This is a genomic window from Kitasatospora sp. NPDC049258, from assembly GCF_040678895.1.
Classification (GTDB): domain Bacteria; phylum Actinomycetota; class Actinomycetes; order Streptomycetales; family Streptomycetaceae; genus Kitasatospora.
Genome location: NZ_JBFAQT010000060.1, coordinates 1 through 22,141, shown reverse-complemented (window position 1 = coordinate 22,141; position 22,141 = coordinate 1). Strand labels below are relative to the sequence as shown.

Annotated in this window: 16 protein-coding genes; 8 read left to right on the top strand and 8 right to left on the bottom strand. The window is 72.9% G+C overall.

The window, feature by feature from the left end; translation table 11 throughout:
* Positions 1-128: 128 nt before the first annotated feature.
* From pabB to AB0K43_RS29915, 6 genes are read right to left on the bottom strand one after another with little or no spacing between them, the layout of a single operon-like run.
* Positions 129-2,243 carry an aminodeoxychorismate synthase component I gene (gene pabB, locus AB0K43_RS29940; RefSeq protein WP_363645275.1) on the bottom strand — a complete coding sequence of 705 codons (2,115 nt, stop codon included), beginning with the start codon at positions 2,241-2,243 and terminating at the stop codon, positions 129-131.
* Positions 2,244-2,303: 60 nt separating this feature from the next.
* The gene (locus AB0K43_RS29935) at positions 2,304-3,062 is read right to left on the bottom strand and encodes an alpha/beta fold hydrolase (RefSeq protein WP_363645273.1); all 759 of its coding nucleotides are present in this window, start codon (positions 3,060-3,062) and stop codon (positions 2,304-2,306) included.
* 51 nt (positions 3,063-3,113) lie between these two features.
* On the bottom strand, positions 3,114-3,308 hold the full coding sequence (locus AB0K43_RS29930) for a ferredoxin (protein WP_363645271.1): 195 nt from the start codon (positions 3,306-3,308) through the stop codon (positions 3,114-3,116).
* Positions 3,309-3,337: 29 nt separating this feature from the next.
* Positions 3,338-4,516: a cytochrome P450 gene (locus AB0K43_RS29925; protein WP_363645269.1), complete on the bottom strand. Its 1,179-nt coding sequence runs from the start codon at positions 4,514-4,516 to the stop codon at positions 3,338-3,340.
* Between the two features lie 26 nt (positions 4,517-4,542).
* The gene (locus AB0K43_RS29920) at positions 4,543-5,601 is read right to left on the bottom strand and encodes a DegT/DnrJ/EryC1/StrS family aminotransferase (RefSeq protein ID WP_363645267.1); all 1,059 of its coding nucleotides are present in this window, start codon (positions 5,599-5,601) and stop codon (positions 4,543-4,545) included.
* A 56-nt stretch (positions 5,602-5,657) separates the two neighbouring features.
* Entirely contained in the window at positions 5,658-7,055 is a 1,398-nt protein-coding gene (locus AB0K43_RS29915) for a glycosyltransferase (protein ID WP_363645265.1), read from the bottom strand.
* Between the two features lie 363 nt (positions 7,056-7,418).
* On the opposite strand from AB0K43_RS29915, the gene AB0K43_RS29910 reads away from it, so the two are divergent.
* The 5 genes from AB0K43_RS29910 (at position 7,419) to AB0K43_RS29890 (ending at position 17,223) form a co-directional block, all read left to right on the top strand.
* Entirely contained in the window at positions 7,419-10,307 is a 2,889-nt protein-coding gene (locus AB0K43_RS29910) for an AAA family ATPase (protein WP_363645263.1), read from the top strand.
* A 59-nt stretch (positions 10,308-10,366) separates the two neighbouring features.
* Positions 10,367-13,132, top strand: a complete 2,766-nt coding sequence (locus tag AB0K43_RS29905) for an AAA family ATPase (protein WP_363645261.1) — start codon at positions 10,367-10,369, stop codon at positions 13,130-13,132.
* Between the two features lie 3 nt (positions 13,133-13,135).
* Entirely contained in the window at positions 13,136-15,931 is a 2,796-nt protein-coding gene (locus AB0K43_RS29900; RefSeq protein ID WP_363645259.1) for an AAA family ATPase, read from the top strand.
* A 409-nt stretch (positions 15,932-16,340) separates the two neighbouring features.
* Positions 16,341-16,952 (top strand): LuxR C-terminal-related transcriptional regulator, encoded by a 612-nt coding sequence (locus AB0K43_RS29895; RefSeq protein WP_363645287.1) that lies wholly within the window; start codon positions 16,341-16,343, stop codon positions 16,950-16,952.
* A 109-nt stretch (positions 16,953-17,061) separates the two neighbouring features.
* The gene (locus AB0K43_RS29890) at positions 17,062-17,223 is read left to right on the top strand and encodes a hypothetical protein (protein ID WP_363645257.1); all 162 of its coding nucleotides are present in this window, start codon (positions 17,062-17,064) and stop codon (positions 17,221-17,223) included.
* Between the two features lie 20 nt (positions 17,224-17,243).
* On the opposite strand, the gene AB0K43_RS29885 is transcribed toward AB0K43_RS29890, so the two are convergent.
* Positions 17,244-17,576 carry a hypothetical protein gene (locus AB0K43_RS29885; protein WP_363645255.1) on the bottom strand — a complete coding sequence of 111 codons (333 nt, stop codon included), beginning with the start codon at positions 17,574-17,576 and terminating at the stop codon, positions 17,244-17,246.
* Positions 17,570-18,052 carry an ATP-binding protein gene (locus AB0K43_RS29880; protein WP_363645253.1) on the bottom strand — a complete coding sequence of 161 codons (483 nt, stop codon included), beginning with the start codon at positions 18,050-18,052 and terminating at the stop codon, positions 17,570-17,572. Before AB0K43_RS29880 ends, AB0K43_RS29885 begins: the two co-directional genes overlap by 7 nt.
* 583 nt (positions 18,053-18,635) lie before the next feature.
* Between AB0K43_RS29880 and AB0K43_RS29875 the strand changes: the two genes are divergently transcribed.
* From AB0K43_RS29875 to AB0K43_RS29865, 3 genes are all read left to right on the top strand, one after another.
* A complete protein-coding gene (locus tag AB0K43_RS29875; protein WP_363645251.1) occupies positions 18,636-19,538 on the top strand; it encodes a hypothetical protein in 903 nt (300 codons plus the stop codon).
* A 31-nt stretch (positions 19,539-19,569) separates the two neighbouring features.
* Entirely contained in the window at positions 19,570-20,679 is a 1,110-nt protein-coding gene (locus AB0K43_RS29870) for a UDP-N-acetylmuramate dehydrogenase (RefSeq protein ID WP_363645249.1), read from the top strand.
* Positions 20,680-21,393: 714 nt separating this feature from the next.
* Positions 21,394-22,056, top strand: coding sequence for an NUDIX hydrolase (locus AB0K43_RS29865; RefSeq protein ID WP_363645247.1), 663 nt, complete (start codon positions 21,394-21,396; stop codon positions 22,054-22,056).
* The last annotated feature ends 85 nt before the right edge of the window (positions 22,057-22,141 follow it).

The window sequence follows — 22,141 nt, the reverse complement described above, 5'->3', positions numbered from 1 at the left end:
CTCGGCCGGACGCCGCCGGGAAAGCCCTAGAGCCGACGCCCGGCCGGACGCCGCCGGGAAGGCCCTGGAGCCGACGCCCGGCCGGACGCCGCCGGGAAGGCCCTGGAGCCGACGCCCGGCGGAAGGGCCTACAGCCGGCCCGCGCCCGGGGCCGCGCCGACCTGCTCCGGGGCCGAGCCCGGCAGCTCGGCGCCCAGCAGCCGCAGCAGCGGCGCCGCCTTCACCACCGTCTCCGCGAACTCCTCCTCGGCGTCGGAGAGGGCGATCACTGCGCCGCCGACGCCGTAGCGCAGGCGGCCGCCGCTGAGGACCAGGGTGCGGATGACGATGCTCAGGTCGGCCGCACCGGTCAGCGAGAAGTAGCCGATGGCGCCGGAGTAGATGCCGCGCGGGCCCTCCTCCAGCCGGTCGATGATCTCCATCGTGCGCAGCTTCGGGGTGCCCGTCATCGACCCGCCGGGGAAGGCCGAGCGGACGCCTTCGACGGTGCTGCAGCCGGGGCGCAGCCGGGCCCGGACGGTGCTGACCATCTGGTGGACGGTGGCGTACGACTCGATGTCGAACACCGGGTCGGCGACCACCGAGCCGGTCTCGGCGCAGCGCCCGAGGTCGTGCCGGACCAGGTCGACGACCATCAGGTTCTCGGCCCGGTCCTTGACGCTGGAGGCCAGGTCGGCCCGGAGCAGGGCGTCTTCCTCGGGCGTGGCGCCGCGCGGCCGGGTGCCCTTGATCGGCTTGGACTCCATGACGCCCTGCCGGTCGACCCGCAGGAAGCGCTCGGGTGAGGTGCTCAGCACCGAGAGGCCGCCGAAGCCGAGGTAGGCGCCGAACGGCGCGGGGCTGATCCGGCGCAGGCTCCGGTACGCCTGCCACGGATCGAGGTCGGTCTCGGCCTCGATCATGTTGGTCAGGCAGACCTCGTAGCTCTCGCCGGCCACGATCTCGTCCTGGCAGGCGTCGACCAGCTTGAGGTACGCCTCGCGCTGGTGGCGCAGCCGCAGCCGGACGGCCAGGTGGCCGGACGGCGCGGGTTCGGCGAGGGGCGGCCCGGCCGGGCCGGCGAGGAGATCGGCGGTGGCGGCGAGCCAGGCCCGGGCGGCCTCCTCGCGGCCGTCCTCGGCCAGCGCCAGCAGGTGGGTACGGCCGCTCTGGTGGTCGAACACCACCGCCCGGTCGGCGAAGACCAGTACGGCGTCGGGGTCGGGCGAGGGGTGCGCCCGGCTGCCGCCGCACTCGGCCTTGAGCTCGTAGCCGAGCGCGCCGACCCAGCCGAGCGCGAAGTCGAAGGGCAGCTCGGGGACTTCGGTGCGGCAGCCGGCCAGGTCCTCGTCCAGCCAGCCGAGGAACTCGCGCTGGTGCACGATGGCCGCGCCGCGCTCGGTCACGGTGACGGTGCCCCTGGTCACGTCGGCGGTGGCGACCCGGGCGAGCGGCCCGGAGGCGTCGCCGAGCACGGAGAGCCGGCCGGTCGGACCGCCGGGGCGGCTGCTGTCCAGCCAGAAGGCGTGGTCGCCGGCGCGGAACAGCCGGTCGAAGACCTGCTCGGTGTCCCAGGCGGTGGTCAGCTCCTCGGCCAGCACCCGGAGCCGGCGGACCGGGCCCGGCGCGGGTGCGGGGGCCGCCGGGGCGGCCGACGGGATGGTGCGGGCGGCCGGGCGCTTGTCGTGGCGGTCCGTCAGATCACGGAAGTTGGCGAGCAGCTGGTGCCCGGCCTCGGTGCCGATGGACTCGGGGTGGAACTGCACACCCCACATCGGCCGGTCGCGCACGCGCAGTGCCATCATCACGCCGTCGTCGGTGGCCCAGGCGGTGGGCTCCAGCTCCGGGGAGAGCCGGGTGACGGCGAGCGAGTGGTAGCGCACCACCTCGAGCGGGTTGGGCAGTTGGTGGAAGAGGCCGGTGCCGGTGTGCCGGACGGGCGAGGTGCGGCCGTGCCGGGGCTCGGGCGCCAGGCCCACCGAGGCGCCGTGGGCGAGGGCGAGGCCCTGGTGGCCGAGGCAGACGCCGAGGACGGGCAGCTCGGCCCGGGCGGCGATCTCGGCGCAGTGACCGAAGTCGGCCGGGTTGTGCGGGGTGCCGGGCCCGGGGGAGAGCACCACGTTGTCGAAGGAGCCGAGCAGTTCGGGCCGCCAGGAGGGGTCGTCGTTGAGGATGACCTCCGGCTCCCGCCCGTTCACCTCGGCGAGGTAGTGGAACAGGTTGTAAGTGAAGGAGTCGTAGTTGTCGACCAGCAGAGTGCGCATCAGAAGTCCTTGTCCTGCACGTGCTTCGGCCGGAGGGGTGGCGTCCGGAGGAGCGGATCGTCAGCCGGCCGACGCCAGTTCGGCCGCGATGACCTGGTTGACCTCGGCCTGCCGCTCGGCGATGAAGAAGTGCCCGCCGGGGAGCACCTTGAGCTGGAACGCGCCCGTGGTGTGCACCCGCCAGGCGTCGGCCTCGGTGAGGGTGGTCCGGGGGTCGGCGTCCCCGGTCAGTGCGGTGATCGGGCAGCTCACGACCCGGTCGGGCTCGCAGCGGTAGCGCTCGATCGCGCGGTAGTCGCCCCGGATGGCGGGCATCGCCATCCGCAGGATCTCGTCGTCGCCCAGCAGTTGGGGGTTGGTGCCGCCCAGCAGCCGGACCTCGGCGATGACGCCGGCGTCGCTCTGGTCGTGCACCGTCTCGACTCGGCTGGTGGACGGGGCGCGGCGGCCGGAGGCGATGACCGAGCGGGGGGCGTGGGTGCCCTTCTGCTCCAGCCGCCAGGCCGTCTCGAAGGCGAGCACGGCGCCCATGCTGTGGCCGAAGAATACGGTGGGCCGCTCGTCCAGGGTGAGCAGCTCGTCGGTGATCCGGTCGGCGAGGGTGCCGATGTCGTCGATACAGGGCTCGAACCGGCGGTCCTGCCGCCCGGGGTACTGCAGGCAGATCACGTCCGCGCCGGGGGCGAACCGGGCCGAGACGGGGAGGTAGAAGCTGGCCGAGCCGCCGGCGTGCGGGAAGCAGACGAGCCGGACCCGGCTGCCGGGCGCAGGGTGGTACCGGCGCAGCCACAGCGCGGCGGAGCTCTCCGAAGCGGTCATGGTGAGGGGATCCTTTCCGGGGCCGGCCCGCGGGGCGCGGGCCGGCCGGGGTCAGTGCTGCGGGGTGGCGGTGATCGCGCCGGACGGGCAGAGGGCGGCGGCGAGGCGGATGTCGGCCTGCTGCTCCGGGCCGGGCGCGGGGTCACGCAGGGCGACCAGCCCGTCCTCGTCCTGGTCGAAGACGGCGGGGGCGGTGCGGACGCACTGGCCGGCCCCTACGCAGCGGTCGGTGTCGACGGTGAGCATGAACGTTTCTCCCTCAGGGTGTGGGGCGGTCACCAGCTGACCGGCAGCGCGTGCAGGCCGCAGAGCACGCCGTCGTACTTGAACGGCAGCTCCGCCACCGGCACGGCCAGGCGCAGCGTCGGGATGCGCTCGAAGAGACGGCGGTAGGCGATCTCCATCTCGATCCGCACCAGGTTCTGGCCCAGGCACTGGTGCACCCCGTAGCCGAAGGCGACGTGGTGGCGCTCGGTGCGGGCCGGGTCGAAGGTGTACGGGCAGCCGAAGGCCTCGGTGTCGTGGTTGGCCGCCGCGACCAGCGGGATGATGCCCTCGCCGGCCTTGACCAGCTGGCCGGAGATCTCCACGTCCTCGATCGCGACCCGCAGCGAGACCAGGTCGGCCACCGAGTGGAAGCGCAGGGTCTCCTCGACCACCCGGTCGTCGCCGATCCACTCCGGGTTCTGCAGCAGCGTCACCACGCCGAGCGCGATGTTGTTGGCGGTGGTCTCGTGCCCGGCGATCAGCAGCAGCATCAGCACCCCGGACATCTCCCGCGGGTCGATCGAGCCGGTGGCCAGCAGCCGGCTGATCAGGTCCTCGCCGGGCCACTTCGCCTTGATCTCCACCAGGCGGTTGATGTAGCGCATCAACTCCCGGGTGACGGTGTCGCGTTGCTGGTCGGTGGAGGAGCGGATGGCGACCAGGGTGCGGGTGCGGGACTCGAAGAAGTCCCGGTCGACCGGCGGCACGCCGAGCAGTGCCGAGATCACCAGCGAGGGCACCGGCAGCGCGAAGTCGGCGACCAGGTCGGCCGAGTCGCCGGCTGCCAGCATGGCGTCGATGCACCGGTCGACGGTCTGCTCGACCGCCGGGCGCAGCTCGCGGACCCGGCGGACGGTGAACTCGGGGATCAGCGCCCGGCGGAAGCGGTCGTGCTCGGGGGAGTCCAGGCCGACGAACCAGCCGGGGATCTGCTCCTGCTTGGGCACGCCCATGGTCGCGGTGATGTTGGGGAAGCCGGGGTGGTCCGGGTTGGAGCTGATCCGGCGGTCGGTCAGCACGGCCCGGACGTCCTGGTGCCGGGTGACCAGCCAGACCTTGCGGCCGTCCGGCAGGTAGGAGAGCACCAGGCCGGGCTCCTTGCGGTACTCCTCGTAGTGCGGGGGCGGGAAGGCCTCGCCCGGCTTGCGCAGCGGGAAGTCCACCACGCGCGGTTCGGCACTCGTCATGTCGTCGTTCCCTCGTCGGTGCCGGGTCAGGCCACGCCGTAGAAGGCGCGGACCTGCTCGATCACCTGGTCCTGCTCGGCGGGGCCGAGGTCGGTGTAGGTGGGCAGGTAGAGGCCGTCGGCGGCGAACCGGCTCGCGTTGAGCTCGGGCCAGCCGGCGTCGTAGTACCCGGGCTGACGGCTCATCGGCTGGAAGAACAGCCGGGTCTCGATGCCCTGGGCGTCCAGGTGCTCGCGCAGCTCGGTGCGGCGCTCGGCGCGGACGTCGTACATCCAGAGCACGTCCCGGGGCGGCATCAGGGTGAGGCCCGGGACGTCCTTCAAGCCCTGGTCGTAGCGCTGCTCGATCGCTCGGCGGGTGGCCAGGATCCCGTCCAGGCGCTCGGTCTGGGCCAGTGCGATGGCAGCCTGTACGGCGGTCATGCGGAAGTTGTAGGCGAGCTTGCGGTGGATGAAGTTGTGCTCGGGGGAGAAGGCCATGCCGCGCAGATGTGCCATCTGCCAGGCCAGGTGCGGATCGTCGGTGAGGCATATGCCGCCTTCACCGGAGGTGATTATCTTGTTGGCGAAGAGTGAGTAGCAGGTGATGTCACCGGCCGGGCGAATGCCGTGCGCCTCGGCGGAATCCTCCACCACCCGCAGGTTGTACTGGCGCGCGAGATCCATGAGCGCGTCCATGTCACAGCTGCGGCCGTAGACGTGCACCGGCATCACGGCCTTCGTACGCGGCGAGATCTTCTCCTCGATCCGCCGGACGTCGATGTTCAGATCGTCGCCACAGTCGACGAAGACCGGGGTCGCACCGGTGTAGGTGACCGCCCAGGCCGAGGCGACCATGGTGAATTCCGGGACGATCACCTCGTCGCCCGGGCCGATGCCCAGCGCCCGCAGCGCCAGGGTGAGCGCCGCCGTGCCGGAGGAGCAGGCGACGCCGTGGGCGCTGCCGTTCCACTCGGCGAAGGCCCGCTCGAAGCGCTGCACGTACGGGCCCTGGGACGAGATCCAGCCCTCGCCGATCGTCTCGGTGGCGTAGGCGAGCTCGGTGCCGTCGAGGCTCGGGCGGGAGACGGGGATGCGGAACGGCATGCTGTCCTCACTGGTGGGCTGGTCGAGCGGGCTGGAGCGGGGTGGCCGCCAGGTCGTCATGCCGGGGTCGCGGCCAGGGCCGGAAGGCCGAGCAGCAGGTCGGCGGCGGCGGTGCGGCCGCCGGCGGCGCGCTGCGCCTCGCCGATGCGCTCGGCGTTGCGGCGGAAGGACGGGTCGCCGAGCACCCGGGTGAGCTTGTCGACCACGTCCGCCGGATCGACCTCCTGCGGCCGGTCCAGGGTGAGGCTGATGCCGAAGTCACGGCCCCGGACGGCCTGGTCGAAGCAGTCGACCCAGAGCGGGCGTACCACCAGCGGCTTGCCGAAGTAGACCCCCTCGTGGAAGCCGTTGCCGCCGCCGTGGGTGAAGAACACCTCGACCTTCGGGTGGGCCAGCACGTCCAGCTGGGAGGGCACCCAGCCCTCGATCCGCAAGTTGCCGGGCAGCTCCTCGCGCGGCGGCAGCAGGTGCTGCTGCTCCACCGGCAGCTTCCAGAGCACCTGGTGGCGCCCCTCCAGCCGCCGGGCCACCTCGACCAGCGCCGCGACCTGCTCCCTGGTCAGCCGGGTGATGGTGCCGAAGCCCATGTAGACCACCGAGCTCTGGGCGTCGAGCCAGTCCAGCACCCCGCCGTCGTCCTCGGCCCGGTCGGCCTTGGGCAGCGGCGGCACCATCGCGCCGAGCAGTTTCACCTTCGCGGGAATGTCGAAACGGTAATCCAGCTCCGGAACCGAATTGCAGAGCACCATTTCGGCCCGGTCGATCCGGGTCATCGGGCTGGGCGAGGGGAGGCCGAGTTCCTTGCGGATCCGGGCGTCCTCGGAGAGCACCTTCCCCATCGCCGGATTGAGGAACAGGGCGAGGGTGCGGAGCTTGAAGAGACGGTTCGTCAGCCGCTGCGCCGGACTCATCGGGAAAGGGAGCCCGGAATGCGGCACCGGAAATCCCTTGGGGGTGTACGACGGGCCGAACGGGCTGTGCGAGGTGAGCACGTTGCTCGGCAGGAAGGGGACGCTCAGCACGTACGGGATGCCGCGCGCGATCGCGAGGTCGACCGCGTAGCCGGCCACGCAGTCGATCACCATCAGGGCCGGCTCGCACTTGTCCGCCACCGTCTCCAGGCGGCGGTACTTCTCGGCCTGCAGGTCCGGGCGGTAGGACTGCCGGATGACGGCGCGGTGGGCCTTGAAGCGCGACGACTGGGTGACCTCCCGGTAGACCTCGTCGGTCCAACTCACCGCCGACAGCTCGGAGAAGACTTCGCCGAGCGAGGCGAACTCGACCGCCGAGGCGGCCGCCAGGCGCTGCACGTCGGCCCGGCGCGGCTCGTCGGTGGCGAACCAGAGGTCCGGCACGCCGCGCCGGGCGAGCTCACCGGCCAGCACGAGCAGCGGGTTGAGCAAGCCGCTCTCCGGAAGGCTGACGAACAGGATCGGCCGTTGGGCGGTGCTCATCGACGGGGCTCCCTCGGGGCGGGGTCGGGGCTGTGGCTGCACCCCACCTTGGTCTCACGGCGGCAGTTGGGAATTCCTTAGACTCCGCCGCCGGCCCGGCGTCGGGCGGGCGGTTTGTGATTCGATGTCCGCTTCTGTGACGGTTCAGCCCGATGTCCTGTGTTAAGAATTCGGCAGTTTGCAGCGGCCGGTCCGGGCAGCGCCGTGACTGTGACGTAGTGTCACCCTGAGTCGGTCGGGCGTGTTGCCACCGGATGTCCATCCGGTGGCACGTCAGACTCTTGATGGGTCCTATACATTTCGGACGGATGCGTTCGGTTGCACCGGCGATTGTCAAATCGTATTTGCGGCTCATTCGAGGGGGTGACGCCGGAATACCGGGATGGGCGTCTGCGGTGCAAGGGGGGCGGGTTGGTGGACCGTGGGCACATTTCCGTCCCACCGGAGGTGATCTTCGGGCGCGACGGTGAGCTGAAAGCCCTTGCCGCGTTCGCCCAGGGCGCGTGCCGTGGGCAGGCCGGCTGCGTGGTCCTGACCGCTCCGGCGGGCCTGGGCCGCAGCCGCCTCCTCGACGCGCTCGCGGACCACGCCCACGGCCTCGGCATGACGGTGCTGCGCGGCCGCTGCACCCCGGGCGGCACCGGCTACGCCGGACTGCGCGCCCTCACCACCGCACCGGGCCCCGCCACCGCGCCGGCCGACGCCCCGCACGCTCTGCCGGCCCCGGAGGCGGCCGGCCCCTTCGCGCTCGCGGCGGCCTACCCCGTACTGCACGGCCTCTACCGGCACGCGGTCGGCCTGATGAGCCGCGGCCCGCTGCTGATCACCCTGGACGACGCCGAGCACTGCGACGAACACTCGCTGCGCTGGCTGGACTTCCTGCTCCGCCGGGCCCTCGGCCAGCCGCTGCTGATCGCCCTCGGGCGGCGCTTCGGCGCCGAACCGGCAGGGGGCGGCGCCTGGACGGACCTCGCCACCCAGCCGGCCACCACCGCCATGTGTCTGGCGCCGCTGAGCGGCGAGGCGATCGGCGAGCTGGTCCGGCACCGGTTCGGCGGCCGGGTGGAGCCCTCCGTCGCCGCCCGGGTCGCCGCCGTGTGCGGCGGGAACCCGCGCACCGCGATCCGTGTGGTGACCGAGCTGCGCAGCCAGGGCGCCGGACCGGACGGCGGGGGCGGCCGGCGCGCCGATGAGCTCGGCGGCCGGCTCCTTGGCCGTTCGGTCTCCGCGCTGCTCGCCGACCGGCCCCACTGGGCGCGGGCCGTCGCCGAGGCCGTCGCCGTCATCGGCGCCGACTGCACCGAACAGGTCGCCGCGCTGGCCGGGGTGTCCGCCCCACGCGCTCAGGAGGGCGTCGCGATGCTGCGCTGCGCGGGCGCGCTCGACCCCGACGGCCCCGGTGTGCTGCACCCGGCCGTGCGCGCCGCCGTCCTCGAACCGCTGGGCGCCGTCCGGCTGGCGGCTCTGCACACCCGGGCGGCCCTGCTGCACAGTGACGCCGGCCGCCCCGCCGCGCAGGTGGCCCGCCACCTGCTGCTGGTCCCCGGCACCCCACGGCCCTGGATGGTCCCGGTGCTGCGCGCGGCTGCCGCCGAGGCCGAGCAGCGGGGCGCCTTCACCCTGGTCGCGGACTGCCTGCGGCGAGTCCTGGAGGCCGATCCGGCGGACGGCGGGGCCCGGCTTCGCCTCGCCCTGGCGCTCGCCCAGGCCGACCCGGTCAGCGCGGTACCGGAGTTCCGCGCCGCGCTGGCCGGAGCCCGGGACGCGGCGAGCTCGGCCGCCGTCGCCGTCCAGTACGCGGTGGCCTGCCTGACGGTGCCGCTGGCCCCCGCCTGCCGGACTGAGCTGCTCGACGCCTTGACCGGCGCACGCGAGGCGCTCGGGCCCGAGCAGGACGTGGACGGGCGGCTGCGGCGGCAGCTGGACTGCGCGCTGCTGATCGTCGGCCGTGGCCCGGCTGCCGTCGCCCGGGTGACGGACCGTCCGGCCGCGCCGACCGTCCACCGCTCCGGGCCCCCCGTGGCGCCCTGGGAGCACGCGCTCGGCGCCCTGCGTATCGCGCTGTCCGGCCATTCCAGCGAGACGGCTGTCGCGGCTGCCCGGCGGGTGCTCGCCGTCACCGGGCAGCGCGGCCGGGGCGGCTGGCCGCTGATCGCCGCGGGCGTCGCGCTCGTGCTGGCCGACGAGACCACCGACGCGGCGAAGGCGCTGGACCTCGTGGTGCGCAGCACCCAGGACGAGCCGGCCTCCTGGACCGGGGCGCTCGCGCTCGCCGGGCGCGCCCTGCTGCTGCGCCGCTGCGGAGCCCTCGACGAGGCGATTACGGCGGCCCGGTCCGCGATCGAGGCGGTCGGCGCCACCGACGCCCCGGGCGCCGACGCCCGGCTGGTGACGCCACGACTGGTGCTGGCCGCGACCCTGGTCGACCGGGGCGAGACGCGCCAGGCCGAGGGCCTGCTCGCCCGGGTCGGCGGGTCGGTGGCGCTGGACGGCGCAGGACTGGAACGTCAGCTCTACCTGTTCACCCACGCCCGGATCCGCCAGGCCGCCGGTGACGCGGACGCCGCCCTGCGGGCGTTGCGCGAGTGCGGCTCGGCGCAGCGCGCCAGCGGGGTGGTCAACCCGGTCTTCCTGCCGTGGTGGGTGGAGACCTGCCTGCTCCTCGGCGAGCGCCGCCACGGCACCGCCGGCCGCGAACTCGCCGAGCAGGGCGGCGAACTGGCCCGCCGTTGGGGCACCCCGCGTGCCCTCGGACTTGCGGCGCTGGCGGCCGGCGCCGTCACGCCGGGCCCCGAGGGGATCGACCTGCTCGCCCGGTCGGTGCAGCTGCTGTTGGTCTCGCCGGCCCGGGCAGAGCACGCCCGCGCCGAGTACGTCCTCGGCCAGGCGCTGCTGTGCGCCGGCGACCTGCCAGGGGCCCGGGAGCATCTGCGGGAGGCCGTCGGCCTGGCCGGCGGGTGCGGGGCGTTCGCCCTGGCCGGGGCGGCCCGGCTGCAGCTGATCCGCTGCGGCGGACGGATGCCGGAGATCACCGCGTCCCGGGCCGACCTGCTCACCGGTGCCGAGCAGAAGGTCGCCGAGCTCGCCGCGTCCGGCACGAGCAACCGGCAGATCGCCCGGCACCTGTTCGTCACGGTGCGCACCGTGGAGTCGCACCTGACCAGCGCCTATCGCAAGCTCGGTGTCGGGCGGCGGGAGGCACTCGCCGAGGCGCTGCGTGACCCCGGTTGGTCCCTGGTGGAGGCCGGCTGAGGGAGCGGCGAGCACAGACGTCATGACGGCAACGGGGGCCGGAGATCTGGTGATGGTGAATGTTGCAGTACTCCCTTGCCCTCGGGCAGTCCCGGCCGGCTCCCCGTCCGGTGAAGCCGACGGCCTGCGGACGGGAGCGTGAACAGGCCGCGCTGAGCGTGGTGGTCGAGGAGTTCGGCCGGAAGGGCCCGGCGGTGGTCACCGTCGCCGGGCGCCCGGGGTTCGGGCAGAACACGCTGGTTCGGCTGGCCGCCGAGCTGGCCGCCGGGCGCGGACTGCGGGTGATGCGGGCCCGCGCGACGCAGTCCGAGGCCGGGCTGGCCCACGGTGTGACCGCCCAGCTGCTGAGCACTCCGGACGCGCCTGGGGCGGCGGAGGGCCCCGTGCAGCTGCCGGGGCTCTCCTGGGTGCTGCGGTCTGCCCGCGACCGGCCGACGGTGCTCGCCGTGGAGGACGCGCAGTGGCTGGACCCGGAGTCGCTGCGCTGGCTGCACGCCCTGGTGCTGCGCTCGGCCGGCCTCCCGGTCGCGCTGCTGTGCGGCGGTGACGAGGTGTCCGACACCGAGGCGGACTGGCTCGTGCTGGCCTGCCCGGCCCCCGGCCTCACCGTGCACCACTACCGGCTCCCGCCGCTCGGCCACGCCGAGGTGGCCTCGGTGGTGGCTCACAGCTGCGACCGCTGGGGCGACGAGGGCTTCGTCGCGGAGGCCTGGCGGATCACCGGCGGCCACCCCGGGGTGCTGCACGACACACTGCGCCAGTTCACCTGGCACGGCCACCGGCCGGTGGAGGCCCAGGTGCCCGAGCTGCGGGCCATCTGCGCAGTGGTCACCGGTGACCACCTGCTGCGCGCGGTGCGCGGGCTGAGCGCCGAGGCGGTCGCGGTGATCCGGGCGCTGGCGGTCTGCGGCGACGTCCTGGACTTCCGGGTGGTCTGCGCGCTGGCTGGGCTGAGCTCGCTGGGCGAGTCTCGGCTACGGGCGCTGCTGTCGCAGGTGCCCGGCATCTCCTGGCTGCCGGGCACCGGGCCGAGGGTCGACCCGGCGGTGCGGGCGCGGATGCTGGAGGAGATGACCGCCGGCGGACGTGCCGACCTGTACGGCCGGGCGGCCGAGCTCGCCCACCGGGCCGGCGTGTGCGACCTGGCCGTCGCCGGGCTGCTGCTCGGGGCGCCCCCGGTCGGCGCGCCCTGGGCGGTCCGGACGCTGCGGGCCGGCGCCGTCGCCGTCCGGCAGCAGGACCACCGGCGGGCCGTCGCCTTCCTCACGCGCGCACTGGAGGAGGATCCGGCGCCCGCGGTCCGGGCCGAACTGGCCCTGGATCTCGCCGCCGCCGACCTGGTCGAGGAGCCCGAGGCCGGCGACCGCTGGCTCGACGAGATCATCCGCGGGCACGGCCGCCGCACCGCGCCCCGGGCCGCCGCCGCGGACCTCGGGTTGACCGGCGGAGGCACGGCCGTGGTCCGCCGGGCGGTGGCCGAGGCCCTGCCCGGGGCGGACGGCGCCGAACGGGACGACCTGCTCGCGCTCTACTGGTGCGCCGACCCGACCGGGCAGGAGGACACCGCGCTGCTGGTGCCCGACGTCCCCCCGCTGCCCCGGCGCCCGCTCCCGCCCGCTCAGGCGGGGGTGCGGGCCTGGCAGCTCGCGCTGCGCGGCCGCGACGTCGACCTCGCGCTGGACCTCGCCCGGCTGGCGCTCGGACGGCATCCGGGCGGCGAGGTGCTCCTGCAGCCGAGGCTCGCCGCGTGCAAGGCGCTGTGCCTCGCCGACCACCACGACGAGGCCGAGGCCGGACTCGACCGGCTGCTGCGCGAGAGCTCCGGCAGCAGGGCCGACCTCGCGGCACCGCAGCTGCTCGCCGTCCGGGCGGCGGTCAACCTGCGGCGCGGCCGGCTGGCGGCCGCCGAACGGGACGTCACGGCGGCCGAGCAGGGCCTGCGACGGCTCGGCCGCTCCGCGCCGACGGCCGCCCAACTGCGCTCGCTCAGAATCCTGGTGGACCTGGAGTGCGGTCGGCAGGACCGTGCCGAAGCACTGGCACGCTTGCCGCTGCCGGCCGAGGCGGAGCGCAGCGACTCCTGGCCGAACATGCTGTTCGCGCAGGGCCTGGTGGCGCTCGGGGCCGGGCGGCCGGAGGAGGCGGCCCAGCTGCTGCGCGAGTGCGGCCGGCGGCTGCTCGCCCGGCACTGCCTCAACCCCGCGCTGCTGCCCTGGCGCTCCGCCGCCGCCCTGGCCCTGCACGTCGCCGGGGAGCGCGAGGAGGCCCGGAGACTGGGCGAGCAGGAGATCCTGCTCGCCCGCCGCTGGGGCACGGCCACCGCACTCGGCTGGGCGCAGCTGTGCGCCGATCAGGTGGCCGACCGGGCCGGCCGGCGGGACCGGGTCCGGGCGACCCTCGACGTGCTGCGCGAAGGCCCGGCGGGGCCCGGTTACGTCCGCGCGCTGGCCGAGCACATCGAGCTGGAACTGGCCGACGCGGACGGCGACCGCGAGAGTGCCGCGGCGACCCTGGCCGAGCTCACCGTGCTGACCGCGACCTACCCGGCCGGCCCGATGGCCGTCCGGGCCCGGGCCCTGGCCGGGGCGCTGGAGAACGGCGCGCGTCCTGCCCCCCGGCCCGCACCGCGCTGGCCGGACCTCTCGCCCCCCGAGCGGCAGACCGCCGTGCTGGCCGGCCGGGGCCACAGCAACCGGGACATCGCCGCGACCCTGTCGGTGTCCAGCCGCGCGGTGGAGTTCCGGCTCCACCGGGCGTACCACAAGCTCGGCATCAAGGGCCGTCCCGAACTGCAGGTGCTGGTCCGCGCGATGGAAGGAAGCTGAACGATGCTGCTCGAACGAGGAGTCGAACTCGCCGTGGTGCGCAGCGCCCTGCGCTCCGCCGCCGCCGGATGCTCGTCGCAGCTGCTGCTCACCGGCCCGCTCGGCATCGGCCGCTCGGCGCTGCTACGCGAACTGCCAGCCTGCGCCGACGGCGCCGAGGTGCACGTGCTGCGGGCCGCCGCGGCGCCGATGGAGCAGGACCTCGCCTTCGGCGTGGTGCGCCAGCTCTTCGACGGCGTGCTCACCGGCGCCGCCGCCGGCACCCGGGCACGGCGGCTGGCGACGGCCGGGGCCGCCGGCCGGCTGCTCAGCGACGACGGGCCGGCCGGCGGTGACATCCCGCCGACCGAGGTGATGCGCGGCCTGCGCGCGCTGCTGGCCGAACTCAGCGCCGAGGCACCGCTGTTGATCCTGATCGACGACCTGCAGTGGGCGGACGTCCGGTCGCTGCGCTGGCTCGCCCACCTCGCGCCCCGGCTCGACGGGCTGCGGGTGCTGCTGGTCTGCACCCTGCGCGACGGCGACCAGGCCTCCTGGGACCCGCTGGTCCGCGAGGTGGCCGACGCCTCGGTCCAGGTGCTCCGCCCCGCACCGCTCTCCCTGGCCGCCACCGGCGAGCTGATCCTGGAGCAGCTGGGCGAGGCGAGCGAGCCGGAGTTCGCCCGGGCCTGCCACGAGACCTCGCTCGGCAACCCGCTGTTCCTGACGTCCGTCCTGCTCGGCCTGCTGGTGCTCGGCCACCGGCCGGTGGCCGAGCACGCCGACGCCGCCCGCTCGCTGCGGCCCTCCCAGCTGCGCGACCGGCTGACCGGCTGCCTGCGCACCCAGCAGCAGCCGGTCCGCGACCTCGCCGCCGCCATTGCCACCCTCGCCGAGCAGGGCGACACCGCGCTGGTCAGCCGCCTCGCGGGGCTGGACGCGGTCGGCTGCGCTGCCGCGCTGCGGGTGCTGCACCAACTCGGCCTGCTGGCCGACCCGGACGAGGCGACGTTCGTCCACCGGGTGGTTCGGGACGCGGTGGAGTCCTCGCTGACCACGGCGGAGCGCCAGCGCTGGCACGAGGCCGCCGCCGCCGTCCTGTACGAGAACGGACGGCCTGCCGAGCAGGTCGCCGCCCAACTGATGGCGGTCGCCACCTTCGGCCACCCCTGGTCGATCCCGGTGCTGCGCAGCGCCGCCGACACCGCGCTGCGCCGGGGTGCGCCCGACCAGGCGGCCCGCTACCTGCGCCGGGCCCTGCTGGAGATCGGCGAGCACGGGCCCGACCGGGCCCGCCTCCTGATCGAACTGGCCACCGTGGAAAGGTGGTTCGACCAGGAGGCGGGGGAGCGGCACATTGCCCAGGCCGTCCCGCTGCTCGCCGACGCCCGGGACCGCGCCGCGGCCGTCCTGCAGCTGGCGCCCAACTTCCTGCGCAGCACCAGCCCTTCGGCGCTCGACCTGCTGCGACGGGCCGCCGCCGAGCTTGGCGCGGCGCAGACCCTGGACGGCTCCGCGCGGGAGGCGGCGCTGCGCTTGGAGGCGCGGCTGCGCCACGCCGGCTGCGAGGACCAGGCCCAACTCGCGGACTCGATCAGGAAGCTGAGGGTCGAGGAGCCGGCGTTGTGCTCGCGCGGCGAGCGCGAGCTGCTGGCCGTGCTGCTGCACGCGGCCACCCTGGGCGCGGGCCGTCCCGCCGCTGAACTCGCCCACGAGGCCGAGCGGATCCTCGAACGGGAGCCCACTACGGTCAGCAGCCCGGACTCGGTGGTGCCACTGCTGCTGGTCACCCTGGTCGCCGCGGACTCGCTGCGCCCGGCGGAGTCCTGGCTCAGCGCGGAAGAAGACAGCCGTGCCCGATCGGGCACTGCCGCCGGGCCACTCGGGCACACCGGGCAGGCCCTGCTCCACCTCGCCCGGGGGCGGCTCGCGCCCGCCCGCGAGCAGGCCGAGGCGGCGTTCGAGCTCGCCGGAGCCGGCGGCCGGGAGGCCGAGGCGACCGAGATCGCGGTGCTGGCCGCCGTCGCGCTGGCCACCCGGGACGGGGCGCTCAGCGCCCGGGTGCTGGCCGAGGCGGACCGCCGGGGGCCGTCCGGCCTAGCCGCTGCGGCCATGCTCGACCTGCTCCGCAGCGTGTGGCAGGCCGAGCAGGGCGAACCGGAACTCGCACTGGACGCCGCGCTGGCCAGCGGCCGTCAGCTGGAGTCCGCGGGCTGGCGCAACCCCGTGCTCTTTCCCTGGCGCCCGTGGGCGGTCAGCCTGTGCCGTCGGCTCGGTGACGTCCACGCGGGCCGGGCGCTGGCCGAGGAGGAGTACCAGTGCTCGGCAGCCTGGGGCGCGCCGGCCGCGCTCGGCCGGGCGCTGCGGCTGCGCGCTGCCCTCGCCGCCGGTGGCGAGTCGGAGGCGCTGCTCCGGCAGGCGGTCGAGGTGCTGCGGGCCTCCGGCAGCTCGCTCGAACTCGTGCGTGCCGTCCGCGATCTGGGCCGGCTCCCGGGCATGGGCCCGGAGGGCGCCGCGCTGCTGCGGGAGGCCGCCGGGCTGGCCGCGGGCTGTGGCCTGCGGTGGTCGGCGGCCGGCGTGGGCCCGGCCCGGCCCCGCAGTCCCGGCCCCACGCCCTCGGCCGTGCTGACCCCGGCGGAGAAGCGGGTCGGGGCGCTGGTGCGCAGCGGCCTGACGAATTCAGAGATCGCCGCCGAACTGCGGGTGAGTGCGCGCGCGGTGGAAAAACATTTGACGAATTCCTATCGCAAACTCGGGATAGCCGGGCGCCGTGAGCTGGTGACCCTGCTGACCGGAACCGGACCGGCCGGTCACCGCTGACCGTACCGCCCCCGTGCCGGGCCGTACCTGCCGTATCGAACCTGCCCTGACCTGTGAGAACACGGACCGTACCGAACGGATCGGGGGTTCGGTGCGGTCCGTACCGAACCCCCCGGTCGGGCCCACAGAGTTGGCCCGACCAGGGGCGGAGGCGGTTGACTGGCTCTCGACAGCGAATCTAGAGTCTTTTCCAGACCTTGTTCGTTCCAGACGTCATTCATTCCGTCCGTCAGTGACAGAAGCTGACGGGCCGTCTGTCGAAACGACCCAGAATTACGCGAAGAATTCATGACGAACTCTCGCGCCTCGAAGGGATCTGACTTCCTTGGCGACCATCGCTTACGCCCCGGCCGAGACCGGCGGCGCCGTTGCGCAGGACCTCGGGACCGACCCGGGCGCCGTGGCCGCGATGCCCCTGCCGCTCGGGCAGTTGGGCCTCAACATGGCCTGCCTCGACCGGGCCCTGACCATCCAGCAGGCGAACGAGGAGTTCTTCTGGCAGTTCGGCGGCTCCTCCACCGACCTGTGCGGCCGGACCTTCAGCGACCTCGTGCACCCGAGCGTGCAGCAGCCGCTGCTGCGGCAGTTCTCCGGCCTCATCGAGGGCCGCCGCGACCGCTTCGCCACCGACGTGATCGCCGTCGGCCCCGACGACGAGACCTTCACCACCCCGCTGACCGCCGTCATGGTGCGCGGCGGGGCTCCTGACGAGTCGTCCATCCTCGTCATGATGCCGAGCGGCCGCACCGACACGGGCGAGTCCGAGATCGTCAGCGGCCGCAAGAAGCTGCTCAGCGAGATCGACGCCCGGATCCTCGAAGGCATTGCGGCTGGCGTCTCCACCGTCCCGCTCGCAGCCCGGCTCTACCTGAGCCGCCAGGGTGTCGAGTACCACGTGACTTGCCTGCTACGGAAGCTGCGCGTGCCCAACCGGGCCGCGCTCGTCTCCCGCGCCTACTCCATGGGCGTGCTCAAGGTCGGCATCTGGCCGCCCAAGGTGGTCCAGGAATTCGTCAAGTGACGGCGCGGGAGACGGACGACGGCAATCTGCTGACCGCCACCGTTCCACCTCCCAGATCCGTCTCACGCCTGGAGCGCGGCCGGGCCGGGCTCCAGCCCGGGACCTCCCGGTGGCCGAGTACACCAGCGGCGGCGTGACCCGCACGGTCCGGCCGCCCGGCTCCACCCCGAGCCGTGCCGCCGTGCCGCGGATGCGCGAGACGCCGCACGGCGACACCCTGGCCGGGCTCGGCATCGCGCCAGGAGACGATGGGGCGGTGGGCCGCTTGTAACTTCGGTGACCCAGCGCGGACTAGGGCGGGATGAACGGATCAGCGCCGACGCTGTACGTCACGCCGTCCTGGCGCAGTTCCATGACGAAGCCAGATCCCTGCGAGAGAAGGGCGAGAGCCTCGGTGTACCCCGTCTGGTCGCTCAGCCACGCGCGCACGATCCGGACTGTGGAGGGATCCAGCGGGACGGCGATCTCGTCAAGTCGTCTGCGGATCCAAGAGATCGCGTCGTCCGCCGATTCGACAGTTCCATCGCCCAAGGGGAAGTCCCGCACGCTCGCCGCCGTGCTGCTGCACCGGAAGCTCGCGCCCTGCATGGCGATGGCTCGTGAATCCATCGCGATGATCAGCACGAGATCACCTCGATCCCTCGACCGGTCTGTGCGGAGTACTGGCCTCCCGGCAGTGACTCGGCCGCGATCAGTGCCCAGATTCGCTTTCCTTCGCCGGGACCGACAACGGTCTCCCACTGAGCGCTGAGCGCATGAACCAGGACGAGGCCCCGTCCGTGATCGTCGTCCTCGACAGTCTCGACGCGAGTCGGCAGCTGCGAACTCGGATCGCCGACCATGATCTCCAACCCGCCCGCCCGGGCGGCCAGGATGACTTCGAACTGTCCGTCAGCTCCGTTGCACCCGTGGATGACTGCATTGCTGACCAGCTCGGCCACAACCAGCTCGGCATCATCCACAACGACATCCGAGTAGCCCCACCTGCGAACCTCGCAACGGACTCGAGCGCGCACGACGGGGACGGTGTCCGGTACGGCGCGGAAGCTCTCGTGCCAGGAGAGCGCATCGGCGGTACTGGCTGGCTTGCTGGTCATCATGCGCACCGTGCCCTCCTGTGAGAGTCAATGGCGTTTCGGACAGCGGACTGACCGACGGACCGAACGCCTGGTTGTGTGCAGGCTGATCGGGACTCCGGCGGCAGGATGGGATCCGCCTGGGGTCGCCTGGCCATGCATCAACTTCACCGCGCTGAAAGCCCTGAGAGAAGATGAAGCGACGGTCAGGGTGGTCTGCGAGAAGGTAAGAATGGTCAGCTCTCCCGGATCGAGCGGGATCCGGTGCTTTGCCCGTGCCACGCTGAAGCGAAAGAACGGGGCCGAGGAGCGGTCCGGGCGAGGGAAGGCGGGTGGCAGACCGCAATGGTGGAGGCATCGTTGCTTGGCAGGTGCCTGGAACGGCTGGACTGGTCGCCGGAACGCCTTGCCCGGGAGATCAACCGATTGTCCGGACCTGGCACCATCAGCAGTAAAGCGCCCTACGGGTGGCTGCGAGGATCCTGCCCGAGAGGACGGCTGCCCCAGGTGGTCGCCGAGATCCTGTCCAGCCGGCTCAGCGAACCAGTGAGTGCGGAGGACCTGTGGCCCGCCAAGTTCACGGCCGCACGGGTCCTGATGTCCGCCGATGACGGCCTGGATCTGCCGTGGACGCAGAACGGCACGCGGCATTGCTCGACTCTGCCGACTCGATGACATCCAAGGCGGCCCGCTCGTCCTCGACTGGGTCGCCCAGGACCTCCGCTGGGCCGCAACCCTGGTCCGCAGCGGCGCCTACGACAACCAAACCGGCGTGCGCCTCCACGAAGCGTTCGCCGAACTCGCGCAGCTCGCCGGTTGGGTGGCCACCGACCTCGACCGCGTCGCTCTCGCGCAGCGCTACTTCCTCACCGGGCTGCGAGCCGCGCACACCGCCGGCGACCGCCTGCTCGGCGCGAACATCGTCTCCTGCCTGAGCTACCAGGCCGCGTGGCACGGTGCCGACGATGATGCCCTGCGGCTGGTCAAGGTGGCCCGAACGGGAGCAGCCGGCCACGAGAGCGGGGCTGTCCAAGCTCTGCTTGCCACCCGTCAGGCCAGGGCGCACGCGAAGCTCGGCGATGTAGTGGGATGCGAGCGTGCACTGGAGCAGGCCGCCGCTTCCGGATCGGCCATCGATGGAGCAATAGACCCGTGTTGGTCCTACTGGGTTACGCCGGCGGTGCTGGCCGCCGACGCGGGGCGGGCCTGGCTCGAGCTCGGCAGGCCAACCCAGGCAGAAGAACACCTTGTGCGCGGACTGGAGCTGTTCGGCCAGGAGCAGCCCCGCAACCGTCTGTTGCACAACGCTTCGCTTGCCGAGGCGCGGCTCGCCTGCGAGGACATCGAGGGAGCTGCCGCGGCGGCGCACAGCGCGATGAATCTGAGCGCGCACCTTGACTCGCAACGGGCCCGTGCCCGGCTTCGCGTCCTGCACACAGGCTTCGGCGCGAGGGACACCGCGGTGGCTCGCGAGGTCCGCGACAGGGTGGAGGACATCCTGTCCGCGTAGGCTCGGCCTCGGTCCGTACTAAGGAGATCACGTGCACGTCCGCTCCCAGGTCCCCCTGGCCCCCTTGACGACCCTCGGGGTCGGTGGGGCCGCCGAGTCCCTCCTCGAGGTGACGGAGCTGGACCATGTATCCGCAGCGATCGACCAGATCCGCCGGCTCGGGATCCGCCCGCTGGTTCTGGGTAGTGGCAGCAACGTCCTGGTGGCGGACACCGGGTGCCCTGGGGCGGTTCTCCGGATGGCAACTCAGGGAGTTGACCTGCGTTCGGAGCCTGACGGCCAGAGTGTGCTCGCCACCGTGGAAGCAGGACACCAACTCCAGGATCTGGTGGAGCTGACCATCGCCGAGGGCCTAACCGGCATGGAGACGCTCATTGGCATTCCCGGCACGGTCGGCGCCACTCCGGTGCAGAACGTCGGTGCGTACGGACAGGAGGTCGCCGACACGCTCGTCGAGGTCGAGGCATGGGACTGGGAGACCGACCGCGCGGTCCGACTCTCCGCCGCAGCCTGCGGTCTCGGGCACCGGACCAGCATCTTCAAGCGATCCACCCGCTGGACCCTGCTGCGCGCGGTGTTCCGACTGCACCGCTCGCAGCTGAGCACCCCGATTACGTACGGCATGGTCGCCGAACGGCTGGGCATCGCCAAGGGCGAGCGCGTCCCGCTTGTCGAGGCCGCCGCCGCAGTCCTCGCGGTGCGACGGAGCAAAGGCATGGTGCGGACTCCCGGAGACCCGGATGACCGCTCGGCCGGCAGCGTCTTCCTCAGCCCGGCCATCGACACGGATCTCGCGCAGCGCCTGCGCGCCCGGCAGGCCCCGGTCAATGACTTCCCGGACGGTTCCGTCCGGGTAAGCGCGAGCTGGCTGATCAGGGAAGCTGGCTTCTCCCTTGGCCAGAGGGTTGCCGATGGCGTCAGGCTGTCCACCAGGCACTACACGCTGGTCACCGAGAGCGGCGCGACGTCCGCCGCATTCGCGGCTGGTGCTGAGATGCTGGCTCTGGAGGTCGAGAAGGCGACTCGGGTGCGACTCACGCCAGAACCCGATCTCTTCGGTGACGAGCCCGTGTACACGCGACTCGTCGAAGCCGTGCAGATGCAGCGGCCGCTTAGCACCGCGGCGTACGCCGCAGGCTGAGGCCCCCGTTCGTGTTCGAGTGGTGGCCTTGACTGATGGCGGGTAGCGGCGGCGCGGATTGTCCCAGGAGGTGCTCGCCGGACTCATCGGCGGAACCGCCGACTGGCTGCGCAAGACGGAGAACAGCCGCATCGGGACCGGCTGTCTGTGATCAAAACCCTGGCTGACGCTCGCGACGTCCAGCTCGGTGACCTGATCGCCGAATCATGGACTACAGGCCATGTCCCCGTTGCTGGCGCCTGACCCAGCGCCCACCAGGACGCCAGGTATGCCTGCGCCACCCGACTCATCCCGGAATCCTGTCGGAAGCCCAGCGAGCGGTTCGCAGCTACGAGGTGACGAACAGGTACACGCGCGGGCGTGGTCGGCGATGGCCTACCAAGCTGCTGACGAAGGTGGGCGAGCCGGATCTGGCCTGGATCGCCGCAGACCGTAGCCCTGCCGCTCCTCAGGAGGCTGGGAGCCCCGTCACCGTCGGCTCGCGACCGCACCACTGTGTGCGATTGCCTGGCCGAGGCAGATCGGGCGGCACAACGGTCTGGGCCACGATGCCAATCACATCTGGACGGCGTTCGGGCCGCTGGGGCCGGAACAAGTGAGCTGCCACATGTGGATCCGCCAGCAGCGCGGGAAGCCGAGCCACCTTCTCGCGGGCGTGGCTCAACGGCTCCGCATCATCCGATGAGACGTCGCCGGACGACTACAGTCGTCGCCATGAGCGACACCGAACCCAACGAGGCCGTAGCCCAGCCCCGTACCGCCGCCGGTGTGCTGTTCTTCGACGAAGCTGGGCGCGTGCTCCTGGTCAAGCCCACCTACAAGCCCGGCTGGGAGATCCCCGGCGGCTACTTGCACCCGGGCGAGACGCCGAGCGAGGGTGCGGCTCGGGAGGTGGAGGAGGAGCTGGGCATCACCCCGCCCGTCGGCCGACTCCTGGTTGCTGACTGGGCCCCCATCCGACCGAGGGGGACAAGCTGCTCTTCGTCTTCGACGGCGGGATCCTCTCATCGGACGGACGTGGCCGGATCACCCTGCACGGGGTGGAAATCGGTGAGTACGCCTTCCACGACCCGGATCACATCGACAGCCTCCTCATTTCGCGTCTCGGCCGCCGCGTCCACGCCGCGCTGGATGCCCGATCACGCGCGGAGACCGCGTACTTGGAGCACGGAGCGCATCGGGCTACCGAAGACATGTGATGACGCGGGCGGCGGCGCCCGTCAGTGGAACCGGCGCGCCGACTTCGACTCGTTGGAGCGGTGCGTGTCCTCGTTGGATGAGTTGCGGGCCTTGCTGGGCGAGCCAGCCCACCGGCAGGCAAACCCGGATGACTGGACCGAGGTGGAGCAATACGTAGGGTCCGCTCTGCCTAGATGATTGATGCCAAGGGCTGAGGTGGTGCTGAAAGTCGGTGGTGGTGTCTTGGCGGGGCGAGTAGCGTCCGGTTATTGATGACTGACTC